General features: G+C 71.1%; 15 protein-coding genes. 6 read left to right on the top strand and 9 right to left on the bottom strand.

Annotated features, from left to right (window positions below):
• Positions 1 to 13: 13 nt before the first annotated feature.
• The 7 genes from Q9G87_RS44785 to Q9G87_RS44755 form a co-directional block, all read right to left on the bottom strand.
• On the bottom strand, positions 14 to 1,360 hold the full coding sequence (locus Q9G87_RS44785; protein ID WP_305922820.1) for a cytochrome ubiquinol oxidase subunit I: 1,347 nt from the start codon (positions 1,358 to 1,360) through the stop codon (positions 14 to 16).
• Positions 1,361 to 1,572: 212 nt separating this feature from the next.
• Positions 1,573 to 3,927 (bottom strand): aerobic carbon-monoxide dehydrogenase large subunit, encoded by a 2,355-nt coding sequence (gene cutA / locus Q9G87_RS44780; RefSeq protein WP_305922728.1) that lies wholly within the window; start codon positions 3,925 to 3,927, stop codon positions 1,573 to 1,575.
• Positions 3,924 to 4,400: a (2Fe-2S)-binding protein gene (locus Q9G87_RS44775; RefSeq protein WP_305922727.1), complete on the bottom strand. Its 477-nt coding sequence runs from the start codon at positions 4,398 to 4,400 to the stop codon at positions 3,924 to 3,926. Before Q9G87_RS44775 ends, cutA begins: the two co-directional genes overlap by 4 nt.
• Positions 4,390 to 5,256 carry an FAD binding domain-containing protein gene (locus Q9G87_RS44770; protein ID WP_305922726.1) on the bottom strand — a complete coding sequence of 289 codons (867 nt, stop codon included), beginning with the start codon at positions 5,254 to 5,256 and terminating at the stop codon, positions 4,390 to 4,392. The genes Q9G87_RS44775 and Q9G87_RS44770 overlap by 11 nt, the downstream gene beginning before the upstream one ends.
• Positions 5,253 to 6,665, bottom strand: coding sequence for a uracil-xanthine permease family protein (locus tag Q9G87_RS44765; protein WP_305922725.1), 1,413 nt, complete (start codon positions 6,663 to 6,665; stop codon positions 5,253 to 5,255). Before Q9G87_RS44765 ends, Q9G87_RS44770 begins: the two co-directional genes overlap by 4 nt.
• Before the next feature lie 144 nt (positions 6,666 to 6,809).
• Positions 6,810 to 7,019, bottom strand: coding sequence for an RNA-binding S4 domain-containing protein (locus Q9G87_RS44760; protein WP_305922724.1), 210 nt, complete (start codon positions 7,017 to 7,019; stop codon positions 6,810 to 6,812).
• 11 nt (positions 7,020 to 7,030) lie between these two features.
• Positions 7,031 to 8,638 (bottom strand): PucR family transcriptional regulator, encoded by a 1,608-nt coding sequence (locus tag Q9G87_RS44755; protein WP_305922723.1) that lies wholly within the window; start codon positions 8,636 to 8,638, stop codon positions 7,031 to 7,033.
• A 130-nt stretch (positions 8,639 to 8,768) separates the two neighbouring features.
• On the opposite strand from Q9G87_RS44755, the gene Q9G87_RS44750 reads away from it, so the two are divergent.
• The 6 genes from Q9G87_RS44750 (at position 8,769) to Q9G87_RS44725 (ending at position 16,903) form a co-directional block, all read left to right on the top strand.
• Positions 8,769 to 9,629 carry a DUF2877 domain-containing protein gene (locus Q9G87_RS44750; RefSeq protein ID WP_305922722.1) on the top strand — a complete coding sequence of 287 codons (861 nt, stop codon included), beginning with the start codon at positions 8,769 to 8,771 and terminating at the stop codon, positions 9,627 to 9,629.
• 11 nt (positions 9,630 to 9,640) lie between these two features.
• Positions 9,641 to 10,975 (top strand): FdrA family protein, encoded by a 1,335-nt coding sequence (locus Q9G87_RS44745; RefSeq protein ID WP_305922721.1) that lies wholly within the window; start codon positions 9,641 to 9,643, stop codon positions 10,973 to 10,975.
• Positions 10,972 to 12,363 (top strand): YlbE family protein, encoded by a 1,392-nt coding sequence (locus Q9G87_RS44740; protein WP_305922720.1) that lies wholly within the window; start codon positions 10,972 to 10,974, stop codon positions 12,361 to 12,363. The genes Q9G87_RS44745 and Q9G87_RS44740 overlap by 4 nt, the downstream gene beginning before the upstream one ends.
• Before the next feature lie 240 nt (positions 12,364 to 12,603).
• Positions 12,604 to 14,643 carry a serine/threonine protein kinase gene (locus Q9G87_RS44735; protein WP_305922719.1) on the top strand — a complete coding sequence of 680 codons (2,040 nt, stop codon included), beginning with the start codon at positions 12,604 to 12,606 and terminating at the stop codon, positions 14,641 to 14,643.
• A gap of 89 nt (positions 14,644 to 14,732) precedes the next feature.
• Positions 14,733 to 15,548, top strand: a complete 816-nt coding sequence (locus tag Q9G87_RS44730) for an MOSC domain-containing protein (RefSeq protein ID WP_305922718.1) — start codon at positions 14,733 to 14,735, stop codon at positions 15,546 to 15,548.
• Positions 15,549 to 15,634: 86 nt separating this feature from the next.
• A complete protein-coding gene (locus tag Q9G87_RS44725; protein ID WP_305922717.1) occupies positions 15,635 to 16,903 on the top strand; it encodes an MFS transporter in 1,269 nt (422 codons plus the stop codon).
• A gap of 20 nt (positions 16,904 to 16,923) precedes the next feature.
• On the opposite strand, the gene Q9G87_RS44720 is transcribed toward Q9G87_RS44725, so the two are convergent.
• Both Q9G87_RS44720 and Q9G87_RS44715 read right to left on the bottom strand, forming a co-directional pair.
• Complete coding sequence (locus Q9G87_RS44720) at positions 16,924 to 18,492, bottom strand: bifunctional 3'-5' exonuclease/DNA polymerase (RefSeq protein WP_371825921.1); 1,569 nt, start codon at positions 18,490 to 18,492, stop codon at positions 16,924 to 16,926.
• Between the two features lie 21 nt (positions 18,493 to 18,513).
• A complete protein-coding gene (locus Q9G87_RS44715; RefSeq protein ID WP_305922716.1) occupies positions 18,514 to 19,872 on the bottom strand; it encodes a metallophosphoesterase family protein in 1,359 nt (452 codons plus the stop codon).
• Positions 19,873 to 20,014 lie beyond the last annotated feature (142 nt).

The raw sequence follows: 20,014 nt of genomic DNA, 5'->3' as shown, positions 1-20,014 counted from the left end.
TGGGTGTCCCTCCTCAGTACATCAGCGACGGCTCGCGCCGCTCGGCCTTGGCGATGATGGGTTCCGGCTCCTCGACGCCCTTGCGTACGTGCCGGGTCAGCAGCACGGCCTCGGCCACGGCGAGCACCCCGTACAGCAGCGTGAAGATCGTCAGCGACGTGGCGACCTCGGCAAGCGTCACCCCCGGCGACACGCTGGAGGCGGTCAGCAACTCGCCCGCGACCGTCCACGGCTGGCGGCCGATCTCACTCAGCAGCCACCCGGCGATCACCGCTGCCAGCGGCAGGGGCAGAGCCAGGAGGAACGCCCGCGACAACCACCGCGGGAACCCGCGCTTGCGGCGGGTCAGCCACAATCCGAGCACCGACAGGCCCACCGTGGCCAGCCCGAAGACGATCATCACCCGGAACGACCAGAACACGATCGCCTGGTTCGGCCGGTAGTCGCCGGGGCCGAACTGCTGCTCGAAGCGGCGCTGCAGGTCCTCGGTGCCCTGGATGGTGGCGTCGAAGTCGTTGGTGGCCAGGAAGCTCAGGACCTTCGGGATCTCGATGCCGGGGGCGACGGAGAACGCCGCGCCCGCCGTGTCGCGCTCCAGGCCCTCGGCGGAGGCCAGCTTCATGGGCTGCTGCTCGTACATCAGCTTGGCCGACATGTCGCCGGTGCCCGCGACCACCGCCCCCGCGATGGCGGTCATCACCAGCGCCGCCCGTGCCGCGCTGCGCCACATCGCGGCCCGCGTCTTCAGCAGCCAGTAGCCGCTCACGGCCAGCACGAACCCGCCGGCCACGATGAACGCCGCCCCGATCACGTGCGGCACCTGGGCCAGCGCCGTGGAGTTCGTCAGCACCGCCCACAGGTCCGTCATCCTGGCCTTGCCGTCCACGACCTCGTAGCCGACCGGGTGCTTCATCCAGGCGTTGGCCGCGAGGATGAAGTAGGCCGACAGGTTGGACCCGATGGCCGCCGCCCAGATGCACGCCAGGTGCACCTTCTTCGGCAGCTTGTCCCACCCGAAGATCCACAGCCCCAGGAACGTGGACTCCATGAAGAAGGCCAGCAGCGCCTCCATCGCCAGCGGCGCCCCGAAGACGTCGCCGACGAACGTGGAGTATTCACTCCAGTTCATGCCGAACTGGAACTCCTGCACGATGCCGGTCACCACGCCCATGGCGAAGTTGATCAGGAACAACTTCCCGAAGAACTTCGTGAGCTTCAGGTAGTGCTCTTTCCCCGTACGGTGCCAGGCCGTCTGCAGGCCGGCCACGAAGATCCCCAGACCGATGGTCAGGGGCACGAACAGAAAGTGGTAAACGGTGGTCACCCCGAACTGCCACCGCGCCAGGTCAAGTGCGTCCATCATCCCCGTCGACTCCTGAGCTCTACAAGCTGTAGTTCATCTACTTAAAGTAGTACTACAAGCTGTAGAGCAACGCGATGCGACCTTGGTCACATCGGTGTGCGTGCTGGTTGCCGGGTATCGAGAATGCCCGGTGGAGGCGGGCCTGGGCGTCCCCCGGCGGGTTGATTCCCGCGTACCCCGTCCGGCGGACCCGCGCGCCGTCAGGGCATCTAGAAGGCGGTACGCAGGTCGAAGAGCTCCGACGGGGAGATGGGCATGCGGTCGATCTCGATGCCCTCGGCGTCCTCGAGGGCCGAGGCGATGACGGCGGACACCGGGATGACCCCGGCCTCGCCGGCGCCCTTGATGCCGAGCGGGTTGAGCGGCGACGGCGTCTCCAGGTGGGCGGTCTCGACGCGGGGGACCTCGGTGGCGTACGGCATGAGGAAGTCCATGAAGGAGGCGTTGACGAGCTGCCCGTGCGCGTCGTACACCATGCGCTCGTAGAGGGCGCCGCCGACGCCCTGCGCCACTCCCCCGTGGATCTGCCCCTCCACGATCATCGGGTTGATGAGCCGCCCGCAGTCGTGCACGACCGCGTACCTGACGATCCTGATCTCGGCCGTGTCCGGGTCGGTCTCGACGACGGCCGCGTGCATGCCCGCCGCGAACGTGGACCTGATCGGCGAGTAGTAGTCCCGCCCCTCCAGCCCCGGCTCCTCGCCCTCGGCCACCGGTGGCCGGTCCGGGGAGGCGGTGCCGGAGAACTGGGTGGCCTTGGCGGCCTCCTCGTCGAAGGCGTAGCGCAGGGGGTTGGCCAGCACGGCGACCGTGGACAGCGGGATGGAGGCGGTGGGCGCGCCCGCCACGTGCACCACGCCGTCGGTGATCTGGAGGTCCGACGGGTCGGCCTCGAGCGCGTCGGCCGCGATGCGCAGCGCCTTCTCGCGTACCTTTCTGCAGGCCAGGGCAATGGCGTTGCCGCTGACGACGGCCGCGCGGGAGGCGAACGTGCCGACCGCGTACCCGAACCGGCGCGTGTCGCCGGTGACCACGCTGATCCGCTCGATGGGCACGCCCAGCTCGCTGGCGGCGATTTGAGCGAACACCGTCTCGTGCCCCTGGCCCTGCGAGGTGAGTCCCGTGGACACGTGCACGCGGCCATCGGAGGTCACCTGCACGTGTCCGCCCTCGTACGGCCCGACCCCGGTCCCCTCGACGTAGCAGCCGATCCCGATGCCCCGGCCGGGCGCCCGCTCGAAGTCGTCCCAGCCGATCAGCTCCTTGACCATGCGGAGCATTTCGGGATAGTTCCCGCTGTCGTAGATCAGCGGCCGCCCGTCCTGGAAGGTCATCCGCTGGTCGTACGGGAACTCGTCCGGCTGGATGAAGTTGACCGAGCGCACCTCGGTCCGGTCCTTGCCCAGGTACCGGGCGATCTTGTCCATGGTGCGCTCCATGCAGAACACGCCCTGCGGGCGGCCCGCGCCCCGGTAGGGGGTCACCTGCACGGTGTTGGTGTAGACGGCGCTGAACTCGACCCGGTACGCCCCGAGCTTGTAAGGGCCGAGCAGCTGGGTCGAGGTGACGATCGGCACGATGATCCCGTAAGGGGTGTAGGCGCCGTGGTCGTGCAGGATCGTCACGTCCAGCCCGAGCACCCGGCCGTCGTCGTCGAACCCGACGCGGACGTACTGCACCTGCCCGCGCTCGTGCGCGGAGGAGATGAAGTGCTCCCTGCGGTCCTCGGTCCATTTGAGCTCGCGGCCAAGCGTCATGGCCGCCCACGGCACGAGGATCTCCTCGGGCCACGGGTGCACGATCTTCACGCCGAACCCGCCGCCGACGTCGGGGGCGATCACCTCGACCTTCGGCAGGGGCAGGCCGAGCGTGGCGGCGACGGCCATGCGGACGCTGGTGGAGGTCTGGGTGCTGGAGTAGACGCGCAGGTCCTCGCCGTCCCAGCGGGCGTACACGCCGCGTCCTTCCAGCGGCATGCTGGCGCTGCGCTCGATGTCGAGCCGGAAGGCCAGGGTGTGCGGCGCGGTCTCGATGGCCTCCCGCGCGCCGCGCCCGTCGTCGGCGGCGACCTCCTGGACGAGGTGGGCGCCGATGTTGCCGGGCACGTCCTCGTGCACGAGCTGGGCGCCCTGGACGGCCTCCTCCAGGCCGACGACCGGTTTGAGGGGCTCGTAGTCGACCTCGATGAGCGCGCAGGCGTCCTCGGCGGCGTACCTGTCGGCGGCCACGACCATCACCACCGGCTCGCCGACGTGCCTGACGACCTCCCTGGCCAGCGGGTACGCGGTGCGCCCGTGCGTGAGCGCCGGATGCGGAATGAGGAGGGGCAGCGCCCGGCCCACCCGTTCGGGCAGGTCCTCCCAGGTGTAGACGGCGACGAGCCCCGGCACGTCCAGCGCGGGCCCGACGTCGATGTCGCGGATGCGGGCGTGCGCGTGCGGCGAGCGCACGAACGCCGCGGCGAGCGCGTCACGCCCCAGGTCGTCGAGGTAGCGGCCCTGCCCGGTGAGCAGCCTGGGGTCCTCCCTGCGCGCTACGGACTCCCCGAACAACCTCGTCGTCATGCTTCCTCCGCCAGCAGCTCGGCGGCCCGGTGGACGGCCTTGACGATGTTCTGGTAGCCGGTGCAGCGGCACAGGTTGCCGGAGACGCCCTCCAGCACCTCCTCCTCCGTCGGTGCCGGGTTCTCCTTGAGCAGGGCAGTCACCGTACACAGGAAACCCGGCGTGCAGAAGCCGCACTGCAGGCCGTGGCACTCGGCGAAGGCCCGCTGCACGGGTGAGAGCCCGTCCGGTCCGGCGAGCCCCTCGACGGTGGTGATCTCGCGGCCGTCCACGGTGACGGCGAACGTCAGGCACGAGCGCACCGGCTGCCCGTCGAGCAGCACGGTGCAGCAGCCGCAGACGCCGTGCTCGCACCCCACGTGGGTGCCGGTCAGGCCGAGGTCGTGGCGCAGGCAGTCGGACAGCAGGCGGCGGGCGGGGACGCTCACCCGCCTGGGGGCGCCGTTCACGACGAGCGTGATCTCATGCTCCACGGGTCTCCGCCTCCCTGGCCGCGTTGCGCAGCGCCCGCTGGGCGAGCACCGTCACCAGATGCCTGCGGTAGGCGGCCGATGCGTGGATGTCGTTCTCGGGCTCGATCGCGTCATGCACGAGCTGGGCCACGACCCAGTCGATCCCCTGGACGGGAGACGGCCCACTCAGCTCTGTCACGTCCACGACCGTCGGCACCGGCCCGACTCCGATGCACGCGACCTTGGCTGCCGTGACGAACGCGTCCTCGTCCAGCGTGACCACGGCGCAGACCCCGGCGAGGGCGTAGTCGCCGTGCCTGCGGGTCACCTCCTCGAAAGCAACCCCGGTCCGCGGACCCAATGCCGGGAAATATGCCGATACGGCCAGCTCGCCCGGCTGGACGGCCGACTCCATGGGACCGACGAAGAAGTCCTCGGCGGGCACGTCCCGCTCGGCCCGCGTGTCTCCGTTCCAGCGAGCCACCCGTACGGAGCCGCCCAGCACCGCCAGTACGGCGGGCAACTCCGCGGCCGGGTCGGCGTGCACCAGGCTCCCGACCACGGTCCCCCGGTTCCGGATCACCGGATGGGCGACCAGCTTCAGCGCCCGCGTGAGCAGCGGATGCGCGCCGGCCCGCTCCACCTCCGAGTGCCGGGCCAGCGCGCCGACCCGCACACCCGCCTCCGTGCGCTCGATGCCGCCCAGCGACGCCACCTGGTTGATGTCGACGAGATGCTCGGGCGCGGTCAGCCGCATGTTGAGCATCGGGATCAGGCTCTGCCCTCCGGCCAGCACCTTGCCCCGGACCTCGGCGAGGGTCCGCAATGCCGTGCCGAGGTCGCGCGGGGCGTGGTACTCGAACGGCGGCGGCTTCACCCGGCCTCGCTCCCGGCCGGCTTGAGCGACCGCCCGGCGATGGCCCGCAGCAGGTGGTAGCCGCCCAGCACCACGATGGTGCCGAGGGCGATGCCCTCCAAGATGAACTCCCCGGCGATGAAGTGGCTGACGGGCCCGATGGCCAGGATGATGCCCGCGCCGATGGGGACCATGTTGACCGGGTCGGCGAAGTCCACCCGGTTCTCGATCCAGATCTTCGCGCCGAGCAGCCCGATCATCCCGTACAGGATGACGGTGACGCCGCCGAGCACGCCGCCCGGCGTGGCCGCGACCAGCGCGCCGAACTTGGGGACCAGCCCGAAGAAGATCGCGATGACACCGGCGATGTAGTAGGCGGCCGTCGAGTAGACCCTCGTGGCGGCCATGACGCCGATGTTCTCGGCGTACGTCGTCGTCGGCGAGCCGCCGACCGCGCTGGTGACCACCGTGGCCACGCCGTCGGCGACCACCGCCCGCCCGACGTACGGGTCCACGTCCGCGCCCGTCATCTCACCCACGGCCTTGACGTGCCCGATGTTCTCCGCGATGAGCGCGATGACGGCGGGCAGCACCAGCAGCACGGCCGAGAAGCGGAAGTCGGGGCCGTGGAAGTTCGGCAGCCCGAACCACTCGGCCTGGGCCACCTGGTCGAAGTTCACCCTGTCGTGCGGGAAGGCCGTGGCCACACAGTACGTGCCCTCGACCGGGCAGGGGTTGTCGGCCGCGTCCCGCAGGTTCTGGCCGGGCAGCACGGAGATGACCGGCCCGGCCGCCCGGTCCAGCAGCCACGACAGCAGGAACCCGGTGACCAGCCCGATCAGCACGCCGATCCGCCCGATGAACCCCTTGAACACCACGATCACCAGGAACGTGATCATCATGGTGATGAGCGCGATCCAATGGTCCTGCGGCCAGTAGACGTCCGCCACCACGAACGCCAGCCCGAACCCGATCAGCATCACCACCGCGCCGGTGACCACGGGAGGGAAGACCTTGTGGATGATCTCCACGCCGAGGAAGTGGATGGCGAGCCCGGCCAGCGCCAGCACGAGCCCGGCGACCAGGATCGCGCCGGTCACGATCGCGTCGGCGCCGGCGGTGTCGCCGCCCGCGGCCGCCCTGATGGCGAACACGCCGCCGACGAAGGACGCGCTGGTGCCCAGGTAGCTGGGCACCTTCCCCTTCACGATCAGCAGGAACAGGATCGTCGCGACGCCCGACATCATCACGGCGACGTTGGGGTCCAGACCCATGACGATCGGGAAGACGAAGGTCGCGCCGAACATCGCGATCACGTGCTGCGCGCCGAAGCCCACCATTCTGGGCCAGCTCAAGCGCTCGTCGGGTCTGACCACCTCTCCAGGCGTCAGGTGTTTGCCGTCACCGTGTCTGGTCCAACCCCACACCATGAGAGGGCCCCTTTGTGCTGGTTTCCGCTGAGCCGGCGCCACGTTCCGTTGCGGGCACATTAGGCCCGTCCGGACGCTCCTACACGGGCATGATCTGCCAAATCTGCGCCGACTACCAGTGAAACCCTCGCGCACATGCCAGAACTACGCGACGTGAATCGAGAATCCGTCCCCACTCACGACCTGACCTGCCCTGATTTTGGCGGTTTTGCGGAGTTCAACCTCTCCGTCCACGAGCACCATGCCCTCGGCGATCAGCTGCTTGGCCAGGCCGCCGGTCTCGGTGATCCCGCAGTACTTCAGCAGGTCGCACAGCGGGATGTAGTCGGATTGCAGTTCGAAGTCCAGGTCCACGAGACTCAAGCCTAGATGCCCCGCATCCGCAGCACGTGCAGGGCCAGGGTCAGGTTGAGCCGCAGGTGCGGGTCGTCGGTGAAGTTGCCGAGCAGCCGCTCCAGCTTGCCGATCCGGTAGCGCAGCGTGTTGTAGTGGAAGTGCAGGCGCCTGGCCGTCTCGGCCACGTTGAGGTTCGTCTCCAGCAGCACCTGCAGGGTGCGCCGCAGGTCGGCGTTCTCGGCGTCGTCGTCGGAGGCCAGGGGCCCGAGCGTCTCGCGGACGAACGCGTGCAGCTCGTCGGTGTCGTTGACCAGAGACAGCAGCCGGTAGACGCCCAGCTGGTCGAAGTGGGCGACCGCGCCGGGACCGTGCAGCTGGCGGCCCACCCTGGCCGCTTTCAGCGCCTGCGAGTACGCCTCCGGCAACGTCTCCGCGCCAGGGCTGGGCCGGGACGTGCCGGTCGAGAACGTCGCGGGCGGCACGTCGGCGAACGCCGAGGCCGCGTCCTTGGCCACCCGGGTGGCATCGATCGAGGCGTCGACCACGGCCACCACCTCGTGCGAGAACCCGGCCACCGCCCCCCGCGGGTCGTGCCGCCTCATGGCCGCCGTCCAGCACGACACCAGCCGATCCTGCGCGCTGCGCTCGTCGCCGTCGGGGTCGAGCTCGGCCACGAGCACGGTCACCGGCCGCGCCAGATCCCATCCGAACGCCCTGGCCCGCGCCGTGATCCGCTCGATGCCGCCGGCCCGGCCGGTGAGCACGTCGCGCAGGAAGTCGGCGCGGTATTTGCTCTCGACGGCGTTGACCGCCTCCTGCCGGGTGACGACGAGCGCGGCGACGGTGGCCGCGCGCTCCAGGATGCCGACGTCGCCGTCCCTGATCGCCGCCGACGGGCTGTAGGCGACGATCCTGCCGTGATGGTGCCCGCCGGCCAGCACCGGCACCGAGGCGAACGCCCGGCCGCGCCCCGACGTCCGCGCCGGGGACGTCGGCGGGCCCTCGCGGGAGATCGACTCGCGCAGCACCGCGACGTGGTCGGCCGGACCGGCGGTGGCCAGCACCTGGCCGGCGCCGTCCACGGCCGCGACCGACACGTCGAGCAGCTGCGCCACCTCGGCGGTGACCTCGCCCAGCCCGCCGCCCGCCAGCACCACCTGCACCATGGCCCGGTGCGCCTCCTCGACGCGGGCCAGCATGGCGGCCTGGCGGTTGAGTATGTCGGTCAGCACCTGGTTGAGGATGTCGTCGAAGCCGACGTCGTTCGGCAGCAGGATGAGCGGGAAACCGAGCCGGTCGGCCTGCTCGACCATCTCGTCGGGCAGCTCGTCGACGTAGCGGCCGAGCTTGATCGCCAGTGCGGCCAGGCCGCGCTCGTCGAGGTCGGCCACGAGCCGGCCGAGCGACTGCGGCGTGTTGCGAAGCGGATATCCGGTGGTGAGCAGCAGTTCGTGCGGTTTGACCCAGGCCAGGATGTCGGGGACCTCCATGACGTTGAGCCGCTGGACGATGCGCCCGAGCCCGCTCTCCCCGGCGATGAGCCTGGCCTCCGCGAGGGTGGACACGCCCAGCACCTCTTCCACGGACACGCCATGAATGATCGTTCCGGTGCTGGCGAGACGGACGGGGGGCTCCATGGGGAGATTGTGACCCGGGAAGCGGTCTGTCAGGAAGAGCCAACCTTCCCGCTGACTGTTGGCAAATTTCTCCGTACGGAGGGTTCCCCGCCCGTTCTACGGTCAGGTCCAAGGTCGGTTGGGAGGTCCGGTGACGGTCAGCACTCACGCGCGGCGTACCCGCATCCAGGTCACGGGCGCGGCCAGCACGGCGGTACGCCCGCTCCTGGAGTCGCCGCGCCGCCCCGCCCGCGTGCTCGCAGCCTTCCCCGCGGGGGTGTATCTGGAGGTCAGGACCGATCTGGAGCCTTCGGTGATCGCCGTCATCACCGGCGAGGCCACCAGGCTGCCGAACTCGGCGCTGCTCGCGGGCCCACTGCCTCATGTCACGGTGGGTGACGAGGCGTCGGTGGGTGATCGCGCGATCGACGTGGGGCACCTGAGTTTGCGCGTGCGCCGCTGGTGGGATCCGGCCCCGTCGCTGGGGCCGGCTGATCGCGATTGCCTGTCCGGCGCCGCCGCGATCCTGGCGCGACCCGCCGAGCCGCGGCCCGGCCTGTACGGCAACGGCGCGGTCGCCTCGCTGGCCGCCGCCTGCGCGCAAGGGTGGCTGCTGGGGGTCGTCACGGCGGCCGAGCAGCTCATCGGGCTCGGGCCGGGGCTCACGCCGAGCGGTGACGACGTGCTGGCGGGACTGCTGGTGACGTTGCGGCACGTGGGCAGGGCCACGGAGGCGGAGCGCGCGGTGTGGCTGGCGGACTGGCTGGGGGCGACCGTCACGTTCGACGCGCGCACCCGCACCACTCCCCTGTCGGCCACGCTCCTGCACTGCGCGGCCAGAGGCGAGGCCAGCCCTGAGGTGCTCGCGGTGCTGCGCGGCGTCACCGGCGGCCAGGCGCTCGAACCGGCGCTGAACCGCCTGCGCCGTCTAGGCCATACCTCCGGCGCCGACCTCGCCCAGGGCGTCGCCATCGGCGTGCACGCCGTCCTGGCCCTTGGCGGGCAGCGGTGAGCCCAGAAGGGGTGAGCGCAGAGGTGGTGCTGGTCCGTAAGGGGGCGTACTACGACTCGGTCCAGCTCATGCGGGTCAGCCGGGCGCTGGTGGACACGCCGGGCGTCGAGGCGGCCATGGTCGCCATGGCGACGGACCTCAACGTCGCCGTCATCAGGGACCTCGGCTTCACCGTCCCCGAGGCCGGTCCCGGCGACCTGCTGATCGCCGTCAGGGCGCACGACACCCGGGCGGCCGTCGCCGAGGCCGACCGGCAGCTGACCACGCTCCAGCGTCCTGGGACCGCGACCGAGCAGCCGCCGCTGACCACCGGCTCGGCTGCCGCCAGAGGCCCGGCCGATCTGGTCCTGGTCTCGGTGCCGGGCGAGCACGCGTTCTGTGAGGCGTACGACGCCGTCCTGGCCGGCCTGCCCGTCATGATCTTCAGCGACGGCGTGCCCGTCGCGCAGGAGCGGCGGCTGAAGGAGCTGGCGGAGCAGCGGGACGTCCTGGTGATGGGCCCGGACTGCGGCACCGCCTCGATCGCCGGCGTCGGCCTCGGCTTCGCGAACGTCCTCGCCCCCGGCCCCGTCGGCGTGGTGGCCGCCTCGGGCACCGGCGCCCAGCAGGTCACCTCGCTCCTGGACTGGGCGGGCGCGGGCATCAGCCACATCCTGGGGGTGGGCGGCAGGGACCTGTCGGCCGCGGTCGGCGGCCTGTCGACGCTGCGTGCGCTGCGCATGCTCGACGAGGACCCGGCGACCGAGCTGATCGTGCTGATCTCCAAGCCGCCCGCCCACGAGGTCGCGCGCCTCGTGGAGGAGGCCGTGGCAGGGCTGCGTACGCCGGTGGTGTCCGCGTTGCTGCCCGCGGATCTCACGGAGGCGGCGGAGCAGGCGCTGCGCACCCTCGGAAGACCCGTGCCCGAGTGGCCGTCCTGGCCGGGCGCCCTGCGAGAGACCTCGGGCAAGACGCTCAAGGGCGTCTACGCCGGCGGCACGCTGAGCCTGGAGGCCGCGGCGCTCGCCGGGCAGGGCGACTTCGTCGACTACGGCGACGACGCCTACACCAGGGGACGGGCGCACCCGATGATCGACCCGACCCTGCGCGTGGAGGCGCTGTCCCGGGCCAGGGAGACCGACGTGGTGCTCATGGACGTCGTGCTGGGTCACGGCGCCGACCCCGACCCCGCGGCGTCCCTCGTGCCCGCCATCGCCCATACCCCCGCCACCGTCGTGGTGGCCCTCGTCGGCACCCTGGGCGACCCACAGGACCTGCACCGCCAGGCCGCCGCGCTGCGGGCGGCGGGCGCGGCCGTGTTCCTGTCCAACGCCCAGGCGGCCCGGCACGCCAGGAGTCTCATATGAGCCCACTGTCCGCCCCGTCCAACGTGATCACGGTTGGCGCGGGGCTGCTCGACGAGGCACTGACCGCGCAGGCCGTGCCGACGACCCCGGTCGACTGGCGCCCGCCCCTGCCCGGCACCGCGGAGGCGCTGGTCACGGTGCTGGCCGACCCGCGCAGGCCGACCGCCAACGAGCTGGCCGCGCGCCGGCTCACCTCCGCGCGACCGTACCTGGCGGGGGTGCGGCGGGCGTCGGAGGTGCTGGCCGACGGCACCTTCCTGCACGCCGGGCCGCCGATCACGTGGGAGCGGGCCTCGGGGCCGATGCGCGGCGCGCTGATCGGCGCGATGCTGCTGGAGGGCCTGGCGGGCGACGAGCACGACGCGGCCGCCAAGCTGGCGGCCGGCGAGATCACGCTGCGGCCGTGTCACGAGCACGGCGCCGTGGGGCCCATGGCGGGCGTGGTGAGCCCGTCGATGTGGGTGTTCGAGGTACGCGACGAGGAGCACGGCGGCACCGCCTACTGCTCGCTGAACGAGGGCCTGGGCAAGGTCCTCAGGTACGGCGCGTACGGACCCGAGGTCCTCGACCGGCTGCGCTGGATGGACACCGTGCTCGGCCCCGCGCTGGCCGCGACGCTGGAGCGGACCGGCCCGATCGACCTGCGCTCGCTGATCGCGCAGGCCCTGCAGATGGGCGACGAGCTGCACAACCGCAACCGGGCCGCCACCTCGCTGCTGCTGCGCGAGCTGGCCCCGGCCGTGGTCGAGGCGGCCCCCGCGCACGCCGCGGAGGTGCTGCGCTTCATCAACGGCAACGACCACTTCTTCCTGAACGCCGGCATGGCCGCGGCCAAGGTCAGCACGGACGCGGCCCGCGACATCCCCGGCTCGACCATGGTCGTCGCCATGGCCAGGAACGGCACCGACTTCGGCGTCCAGGTGTCGGGGCTCGGCGGGCGCTGGTTCACCGGTCCCGCCGGGGTGCCCGACGGGCTCTACCTGGGCTCGTACGGCCCCGGCGACGCCAATCCCGACATCGGCGACTCCACGATCACCGAGACGTCGGGGCTGGGCGGGTTCGCGATGGCGGCCTCCCCGGCCATCGTGCGGTTCGTGGGCGGCGAGGTGGCCGACGCGGTGCGGGCCACCCGCTCCATGTACGAGATCACGCTCGCCGAGCACCCCGCCTACCAGATCCCGGGCCTCGGTTTCCGCGGCACGCCGGTCGGCATCGACGTCACGCTCGTGGCCAGGACGGGCCTGCTGCCGGTGGTCAACACCGGCATCGCGGGCCGGGTCGCTGGAACGGGCCAAGTCGGAGCGGGCCTGGTCAAGCCACCCCCCGAGGCTTTCACCAGCGCATTGCAGGCCCTGGCCGGCGCAGTAAGTGATCCATTTGATGAGTGATATATCTGCACGTCATCAGCGCCGTAAAGGGGCATCAGCTTCCATTACGGATTCCCCGCCGATATCGTGTCCAACCTCAATAATCTGCAAGTAGCGTGAAGACGCACGTGACGGATGAGGCGAGATGGGGGCGGGAAGATGGCAGCCGACCGCTTGCTGAGCGGTCCCGGAGGAGAGGGAAGTGCCCCGAGTGGCGCCCCGCAGAGCCAGGGCCGCCTGATCGGCAGACGTTACCGTCTCATGTCGCCGGTCGGCAGGGGCGGCATGGGCATGGTGTGGCACGCCCATGACGTGCTGCTCGACCGGGACGTGGCGGTCAAGGAGCTGATCCTCCCGTACGGGCTCGACCACGCGGGCAAGCAGGTGGCGCACCGGCGCATGCTGCGCGAGGCCAGGTCGGCCGCGCGCCTGACGCACCCGGGCATCGTGACCGTGCACGACGTCGTCGAGGAGGACGGCCGTCCCTGGATCGTCATGGAGCTGGTCCGGGCGTGGTCGCTGGAGCAGGCGGTACGCCAGAGCGGCCCGCTCCCCGTGATCCAGGCCGCCGAGATCGGCATCCGCGTGCTGGACGCGCTCACGCATGCGCACGCCGCCGGGATCCTGCACCGCGACATCAAGCCCGGCAACGTGCTGCTGACCCAGGACCGGGTCGTGCTGACCGACTTCGGCATCGCCGCCATCGAGGGCGATGTGAACATCACGCAGACCGGGCTGCTCATGGGGTCCCCGGCGTACATCCCGCCGGAGCGGTTGTCCGCGCAGCCGATCACCCAGGCGGCCGACCTGTGGTCGTTCGGGGCGACGTTGTACGCGGCCGTCGAGGGGCGGCCGCCGTACGAAGGGCCCGACCCGGTGGCGGTGCTCGGCCAGGTGCTCACCCAGGACCCGATCACGCCGCAGCGGGCCGGCTCGCTGATGCCGGTGATCGAGGGCCTGCTCCGCAAGAACCCCGCGGAGCGGCTGACGGCCGCACAGGTCATGGAGATGCTGGAAGCGGTGCTGCGGGCCCACGGCTCCGCCCGTCCACGCAAGCCGGAGACGCTGCCCAGCCCGGTCGACCCGACGCCCGCCGCGCTGCTTCCGCCGCTCGACACGCCGTCGGGGCCGATGCCGTCGCGGATCGTGGAGACGCCATCAGGGCCGGTGCGCGTGCCGTACGACCCGGCGAGCAGCCCGTCGGGCGGCCACTCGATGCCGTACGACGGGCTCTCCACCCCGTCGGGCAGCCACCGGACCGACCAACTGCCTGGCGCCTTCGGCACGGGACCTCAGGCGCCCCAGGCGTTCTCCACCGGCCCGGGACAGCAGGCACCCCAGGCGTTCTCGACCGGCCCAGGACAGCAGGCACCCCCGGCATTCTCGACCGGCCCAGGACAGCAGGCACCCCCGGCATTCTCGACCGGCCCGCACCGGATGGCGGGACGAAATCGCGACGACGACCTGGACGGCCCGTCGGGACCGCACCCGCAGCCGATCCTGCCGCTGACCACCGACAGCCGCTCGTCCACGAACTCCGGCGCCACCCCGTGGCCGCTGGCCTCCCCCGACGACCTGCGCGAGCAATCCCGTGACCTGTCGCACGACATCGGCAACAGCCGCCTGGCCGCACTGCCGGGCGCCTCGCCGCGCATGGGCAAGAGCAGGCGCAGGACGGACGAGGACGACGGGCCCTGGATGCGCGACGGGCGGCCCACGCCGCTCACGATCATCGGCTCGCTGGTGGCGGTGGCCGTCGTCATCGGCGCCGTGATGGTCATCCTGTCAGGCGGAAGCACGCCCGCGGCCACCACCACGAACACGCCCGCCGCCTCCGCCACGACGCTGCAGGCCGACCCCTCGGCCGTGCCTGAGGGCTACAAGGAGCACACTCCGGCCGGCTTCTCCGTCGCCGTGCCCGAGGACTGGAAGCTGACCACGTCGGGCGGCGAGGCGACGTTCACCGGGCCGAAGGACTCGGGCATCCGCTTCCTCGTGGAGGAGGCGACCCCGCAGGCCGACGGCGGGCTGTCCGAGCTCGGCAGGCTGGAGGCCGACGGCGGCCTGGAGAGCTACATCCAGGTGCAGTTGCAGGCAGTGGACTACCGCGGCTGGAAGGCGGCCGACTGGGAGTACACCTACACCACCGCCAACGGCGTCCCCATGCACGCGCTGACCAGGTACGTCACGATCGACGACACCACCGCGTTCAAGATCACGTTCGACCTGCCCGAGCTCAAGTGGGACGACCAGGCCGGCACGCGGCAGGCGTTCCTGGACACCTTCAGGAAGACGACATAGCCCGCGGGGGCCATACCCCCAAACCCCGCCCGCCTGCATCGCGCGGCCGCCTCGGAGCCGGCTGCGCCCGGTGAGGTACGGTCGGCCGTATGAGGCTGGCGAGCATCCACTTTTACCCCGTCAAGTCCACTGCCGGACACGAGATCCACGAGGCCGAGGTGCAGCCCTGGGGGCTGGCGGACGACCGGCGCTACCTGATCACCGACGAGCGCGGCGAGGTCCTGACCGCGCGCGAGCAGCCGCGCCTGCTGGCCTGTGTGGCCAGGGTCGATGACGGCACGCTCACGCTGACCGGCCCCCACGCCGCTCCGCTGCGGGTCACCCCGGACGACACGATGTCCACGGTGCTCGTGTGGCGCACGCCGGTGGAGCTCACCGACTGCGGTGACGACGCGGCACGCTGGTTGTCGGAGCTGGCGGGCCGGCCGGTCAGGTTGAAGTGGCTCGACGACCCGACCCGCCGCCCGGTCAACCCCGACTACGGCCGCCCGGAGGACCGCGTCAGCCTGGCCGATGGATACCCGCTGCTGCTGACCTCCACCGCCTCGCTCGCCCGGCTCAACGACTGGATCATCGAGGGTGCGCTGGAGCGCGGCGAGGAGACGCCCGAGCCGCTGCCGATGCACAGGTTCCGCCCGAACGTGGTGATCGACGGCGTCGGCACGCCCTTCGCGGAGGACGAGTGGAAGCGGGTGCGCATCGGGGCGGTCGACTTCCGGGTGAGCAAGGGGTGCGACCGGTGCGTGCTCACCACGATCGACACTGCCACGTACACCAAGGGCAAGGAACCCATCCGCACGCTGTCCAGACACCGCAAGTGGGACGGCAAGGTCTGGTTCGGCATCAACCTGATCCCGGACAGACCCGGACGGATTATGACCGGAGACTCCGTCACTATTCTCTGAAATAACGCACTAAAAGGGATTTTCCTGGATAAATAGGGCGGCTGTCCCCTTTGGGGTGATGTTGGAGGCTATGCGAGACTTCACAGGTGACCAGCACCCCCACAAAGCCCGCTGTCTCCCCATCTGACCGGATCCGAACCGTCCAGCGCCGCACCTTGGGCGTGTTGTCCGTCGCGCAGATCATGGGCGGCGTGGGGGTCGCCGTCGGGCTGGCGCTCAGCTCCGTCGTGGTCGACGACCTGTCGGGGTCCACGGTCATCAGCGGCTTCGCCGGGACGGCCACCGTGCTCGGCGCGGCGCTGCTGGCCCTGCCGACGGCCAAGGCCTCCGGCAGGGGCGGGCGGCGGGCGGGCTTAGCGCTGGCGTACGTGGCGGCGCTGACGGGTTGCGCGATCTCGGTGGTCGCGATCAACCTGCGCACCTGGCCGCTGCTGCTGGTGGGGCTGGTGCTGGTGGGCGGCGGCACCGCGGGAGGTCTGGCGGCGCGATACTCGGCGACGGACCTGTCGCCGAAGGGCCGCTCGGCCAGGCACCTGTCGCTGGTCGTCTGGGCCTCCACGATCGGCTCCGTGGCCGGCCCGAACCTGGCCAAGCCCGCCGACCAGATCGGCATGCGGCTCGGGCTGGTGGAGACGGCGGGGCCGTTCGCGTTCGCGGCGCTGGCGTTCGCCCTGGCGCTGGTCGTGATCATCGGCTTCCTGCGGCCCGACCCGCTCATCCTGGCCCGGCGGCTGAACGGTGCCGGGGACCCCGGCTCAGGACGCCACCGCACGGTCAGGACCGCCTGGCAGACCCTGCGCACCACGCCGATGGCCCGCCGGGCGCTGATCATGATCGCGGTCAGCCACACGGCGATGGTGTCCGTCATGTCGATGACCCCGGTCAAGCTGCACCACGACGGCTCGAACCTGGAGGTCATCGGGCTCGTGATCAGCCTGCACATCGCCGGCATGTACGTGCTGTCCCCGCTCGTGGGCTGGCTGGCCGACAAGGCGGGCAAGGTGCCGGTGCTGGTGCTCGGCATGGCCCTGCTGCTCGCCTCCGCCGTCCTGGCCGGCACGGCGGGGCACCGGGTGTGGCAGGTGACGGCGGCGCTGGTGCTGCTCGGGCTGGGGTGGTCGTGCGGGCTGGTGGCCGGCTCCGCCCTGGTCACGGAGTCGGTCCCGATCGACCGCCGGCCCGCCGTCCAAGGGCTGTCCGACCTGCTGATGAACGTCTGCGGCGCCACGGGCACGATCGTGGCGGGCGTCATCGTCGGCGTCCTGTCCTACAGCGCCCTCGGCCTGGGCGTCGGCGTCATGGTCACGGTCGCGGGCCTCTGGCTGGCCACCACCCACTACCGCACCCAGTCCTGACCCACTGCCGCCGGACGGCCTCACTTGGCGTCGGCGTAGCAGGCGACCGCGACCGCCTCCATCGGAAAACGCACCGGCGTCTGCCCGAACAGCAGCCTGCTGGCCTCCGCCGCAGCCGCCGACACGGCGGCCATCACCTCCTCGGCCTGCGCGATCGGGCAGTGCACCATCACCTCGTCATGCTGGAAGAACACCAGCCGCGCAGGCGAAGGCAGCAGCCCGCGCAGCACCGCAAGCAGCACCAGCGCCCACTCCGCGGCCGTCCCCTGCACCACGAAGTTGCGCGTGAACCGCCCCCGGTCCCTGGCCGCCCGCCCGCCTTCCGGCCCCGACACCAGCTCCTTCCACCGGGGCGACGGCGGCGGGCAGGTGCGGCCGAGCCAGGAGCGCACGAGCCGCCCCTCCTCCCCCGCCTTGGCCGCGTCCTCCACGAACTGGTAGGCCTGGGGAAAGCGCTGGCGCATCATCGCCAGCAGCTTGGGCGCGTCCCCGCTGGTGCCGCCGTACATGGCGGACAGCATCGCGATCTTGGCGTTGTCCCGCTGCCCGCCGAAGGACTGCGCCAGCGCCGAGTAGAGGTCGATCTCGCCGGCGGCCGCGGCCAGCCCCATGTCCCCGGCCATCGCGGCCAGCACACGAGGCTCCAGCTGCGCCGCGTCGGCGACGATCAGCACCCAACCGTCGTCGGCGACCACAACCCGCCGCATCACCTTGGGGATCTGCAGCGCCCCTCCCCCGCTGGTGGCCCACCGCCCGGAGACCACACCGCCCACGACGTATTCCGGCCGGAACCGCCCGTCGCGCACCCACTGGTCGGCCCACACCCACCCGTGAAAGCTGTAGAGCCTGGCCAGCTCCTTGTAGGCGAGCAGTGGCGCCACCGCCGGATGATCGATCTGCTTGAGCTCCCACGACCGGGTGCTCTTCAGCGCGACCCCGGCCCCCTTGAACGCCTTGACCAGCTGCTGCACCGAGTCGGGATTGACCGGATGCCCGAACGCCGCCGCCACTTCGTCGGCCAGCGCCTGAAGCTTGGCGGGCCGCATGCCGTGCACCGGCCGCGGCCCGAGCAGCTCGGTCAGCAGCGCGTCGTGCACGTCCCTGCGCCACGGCATGCCGTCGTGCGCCATCTCGGCCGCGATCAGCGCCCCCGCCGACTCGGCCGCGACCAGCAGCCTGAACCTTCCCGGCTCCGGCAGCGCCCCGATCCGCCGCAGCTGGTCGGCCAGCACCTCGGCCACCGCCTCCGCGGCGAGCGGCTCGGGGGCGAACAGCGTGCCGGGCGCGTCCGGCTGCTCGTCGGGCACCGGCAACCCGTGCAGCCGCGCGTGGGCGGCCCTGGCCGAGCGAGGCTCGCCGTAGCGGCCCTCGTGCGCGAGCAGCAGCCCTTCGGTGAGCGCGATGTCGTGGCAGCGGGAGACCCGCACGCCGGCCCGCAGCAGCGCCGGATAGGTCTCGCGCGCGTCGGCCCACACCCACCGCGGCCGCTCGGCCGCCTCGATCTCGCGCACGGCCTCCGCGAGATCGACGGTATGGCGAGCCGCGCCCCCGACCGGGAGCACCGTCTCGCCGGCGACCACGACATACACGCAGCCAAGGGTGACAGACGACTACGACAAACTGATGCGCACCTCGTCCTCCACGGGCGGCTCCAGCTCCTGCGCCAGGCACCCGGTGGCGGCGAAGCACCGTAACGTCAGCTCCTCCGGCGTGACCGACACGTGCAGGAACTGCTTGAAGAACGGCGGTGTGTCCCAATCGGAGAGCTCGGACAGGTAGCGGTGGAACACCTTGTCCACGGGCAGCCGGAACGGCCACGGCCAGGCCCCGAGCAGCCGCGCCGCCCACCGCATCCGGCGGGTGATCTTCACGGGTCCCGCGGGTGTTCTGACGGGCTGGTTCTTGATGTGCTCGGACATGATGCACAGGGCCTCGTCGGGCCTGAGGTAGAGCCACTTCATCCGCAGCCTGCGCGCGTACAGCTGGCTGTAGAACGACAGCGAGTCGCCGCGCAGCGGGTAGCACTTGAAGTCGTCCTCGTGCACCCCTGCCACGCCGACCCTGCCGATGGTGTGCGTGGCGTGCATGAACGCGCCGCTGCCACCCGCCACGACGTACTGGATCACCCGGTCGCCCACCTTGACCGGATACCGCTGGTAGTTGTGCACGTCTCCGCCGATGGCCGCGACATACCGGTGCGCCGGGTCGCGCACGATGTCGTCAATCGTGCCGCCTTCCTCCAGCGGTGAGGGCTTGTAGGCGTTCGCGGTGTAGATGGGCTTGCCGGTCATGAGGATCTTCGGCCGGGGATCGAGCGAGACCCGGCGCAACCACGCGGTCTGCGCCTTGTCGATCACGTTCCTGATGCCGGTGTCCACGCCGACGATGAGCAGGCTGTCGCTCTCGATCGCCCAGTACGGTCCCGGCTGCTCGGCCTGCTGCGACGGCTTGCCCCTGAGCGAGCGCGCCTCGGCCAGCCGCGCCTCGTCGATCGTCTCCGGCTTGCGCCACAGCAGCCCGCGCAGCCCGGGGTCCGGCTTGGGCTTGAGTGGCGGCGCGTCGCAGAAGACCCGCATGAAGCCGCCGAGCCCGTCGTACCAGTCGTGGTTGCCGGGGATCGCGTAGATGGGGGCGTCGTAGTCCTTGTACGGGCGGAAGAACTTGTCCCCGTACTCGTTGCCCGATCCCGTCGGATAGATGACGTCGCTGGCGACGATGGCGAAAGACGTCCCTTCGCCCACTTTGAGCATTCCGGGAACGACGGCGTATTGGGAGGCGTCGCCCTCGCCGGTATCGCCGAGCAGGAGAAAACTGAAATTTCCGCCAACGGGTGGCTTGATACGAAATTCCGGATCAATCCCGCGTGCCTCCTGGGCCGCCACCCACCGCACCCGGACATCCCCCGAGGGATCGCCGAACAGCCCGGCCAGGATCTCGTTGCGCGAACGCCACAGGGTCGCCGGATTCAACCAACTGAACCCATGACCATTCGGTCTGAGCTGGTCAAACGTACCGATCTGCGTGCACGCCCACCCGGCGCCCGCTTCCGACACTCGTGAGGAAAGCTGTTTTCCGCGCTCCGCCGCGACATCGACCATGACCACATCTTTA

Source organism: Nonomuraea turcica, from assembly GCF_030718205.1.
Taxonomy (GTDB): Bacteria; Actinomycetota; Actinomycetes; order Streptosporangiales; family Streptosporangiaceae; genus Nonomuraea.
Note: the sequence above shows the minus strand (reverse complement) of the source record. Positions and strands in the feature narration are given on the sequence as shown.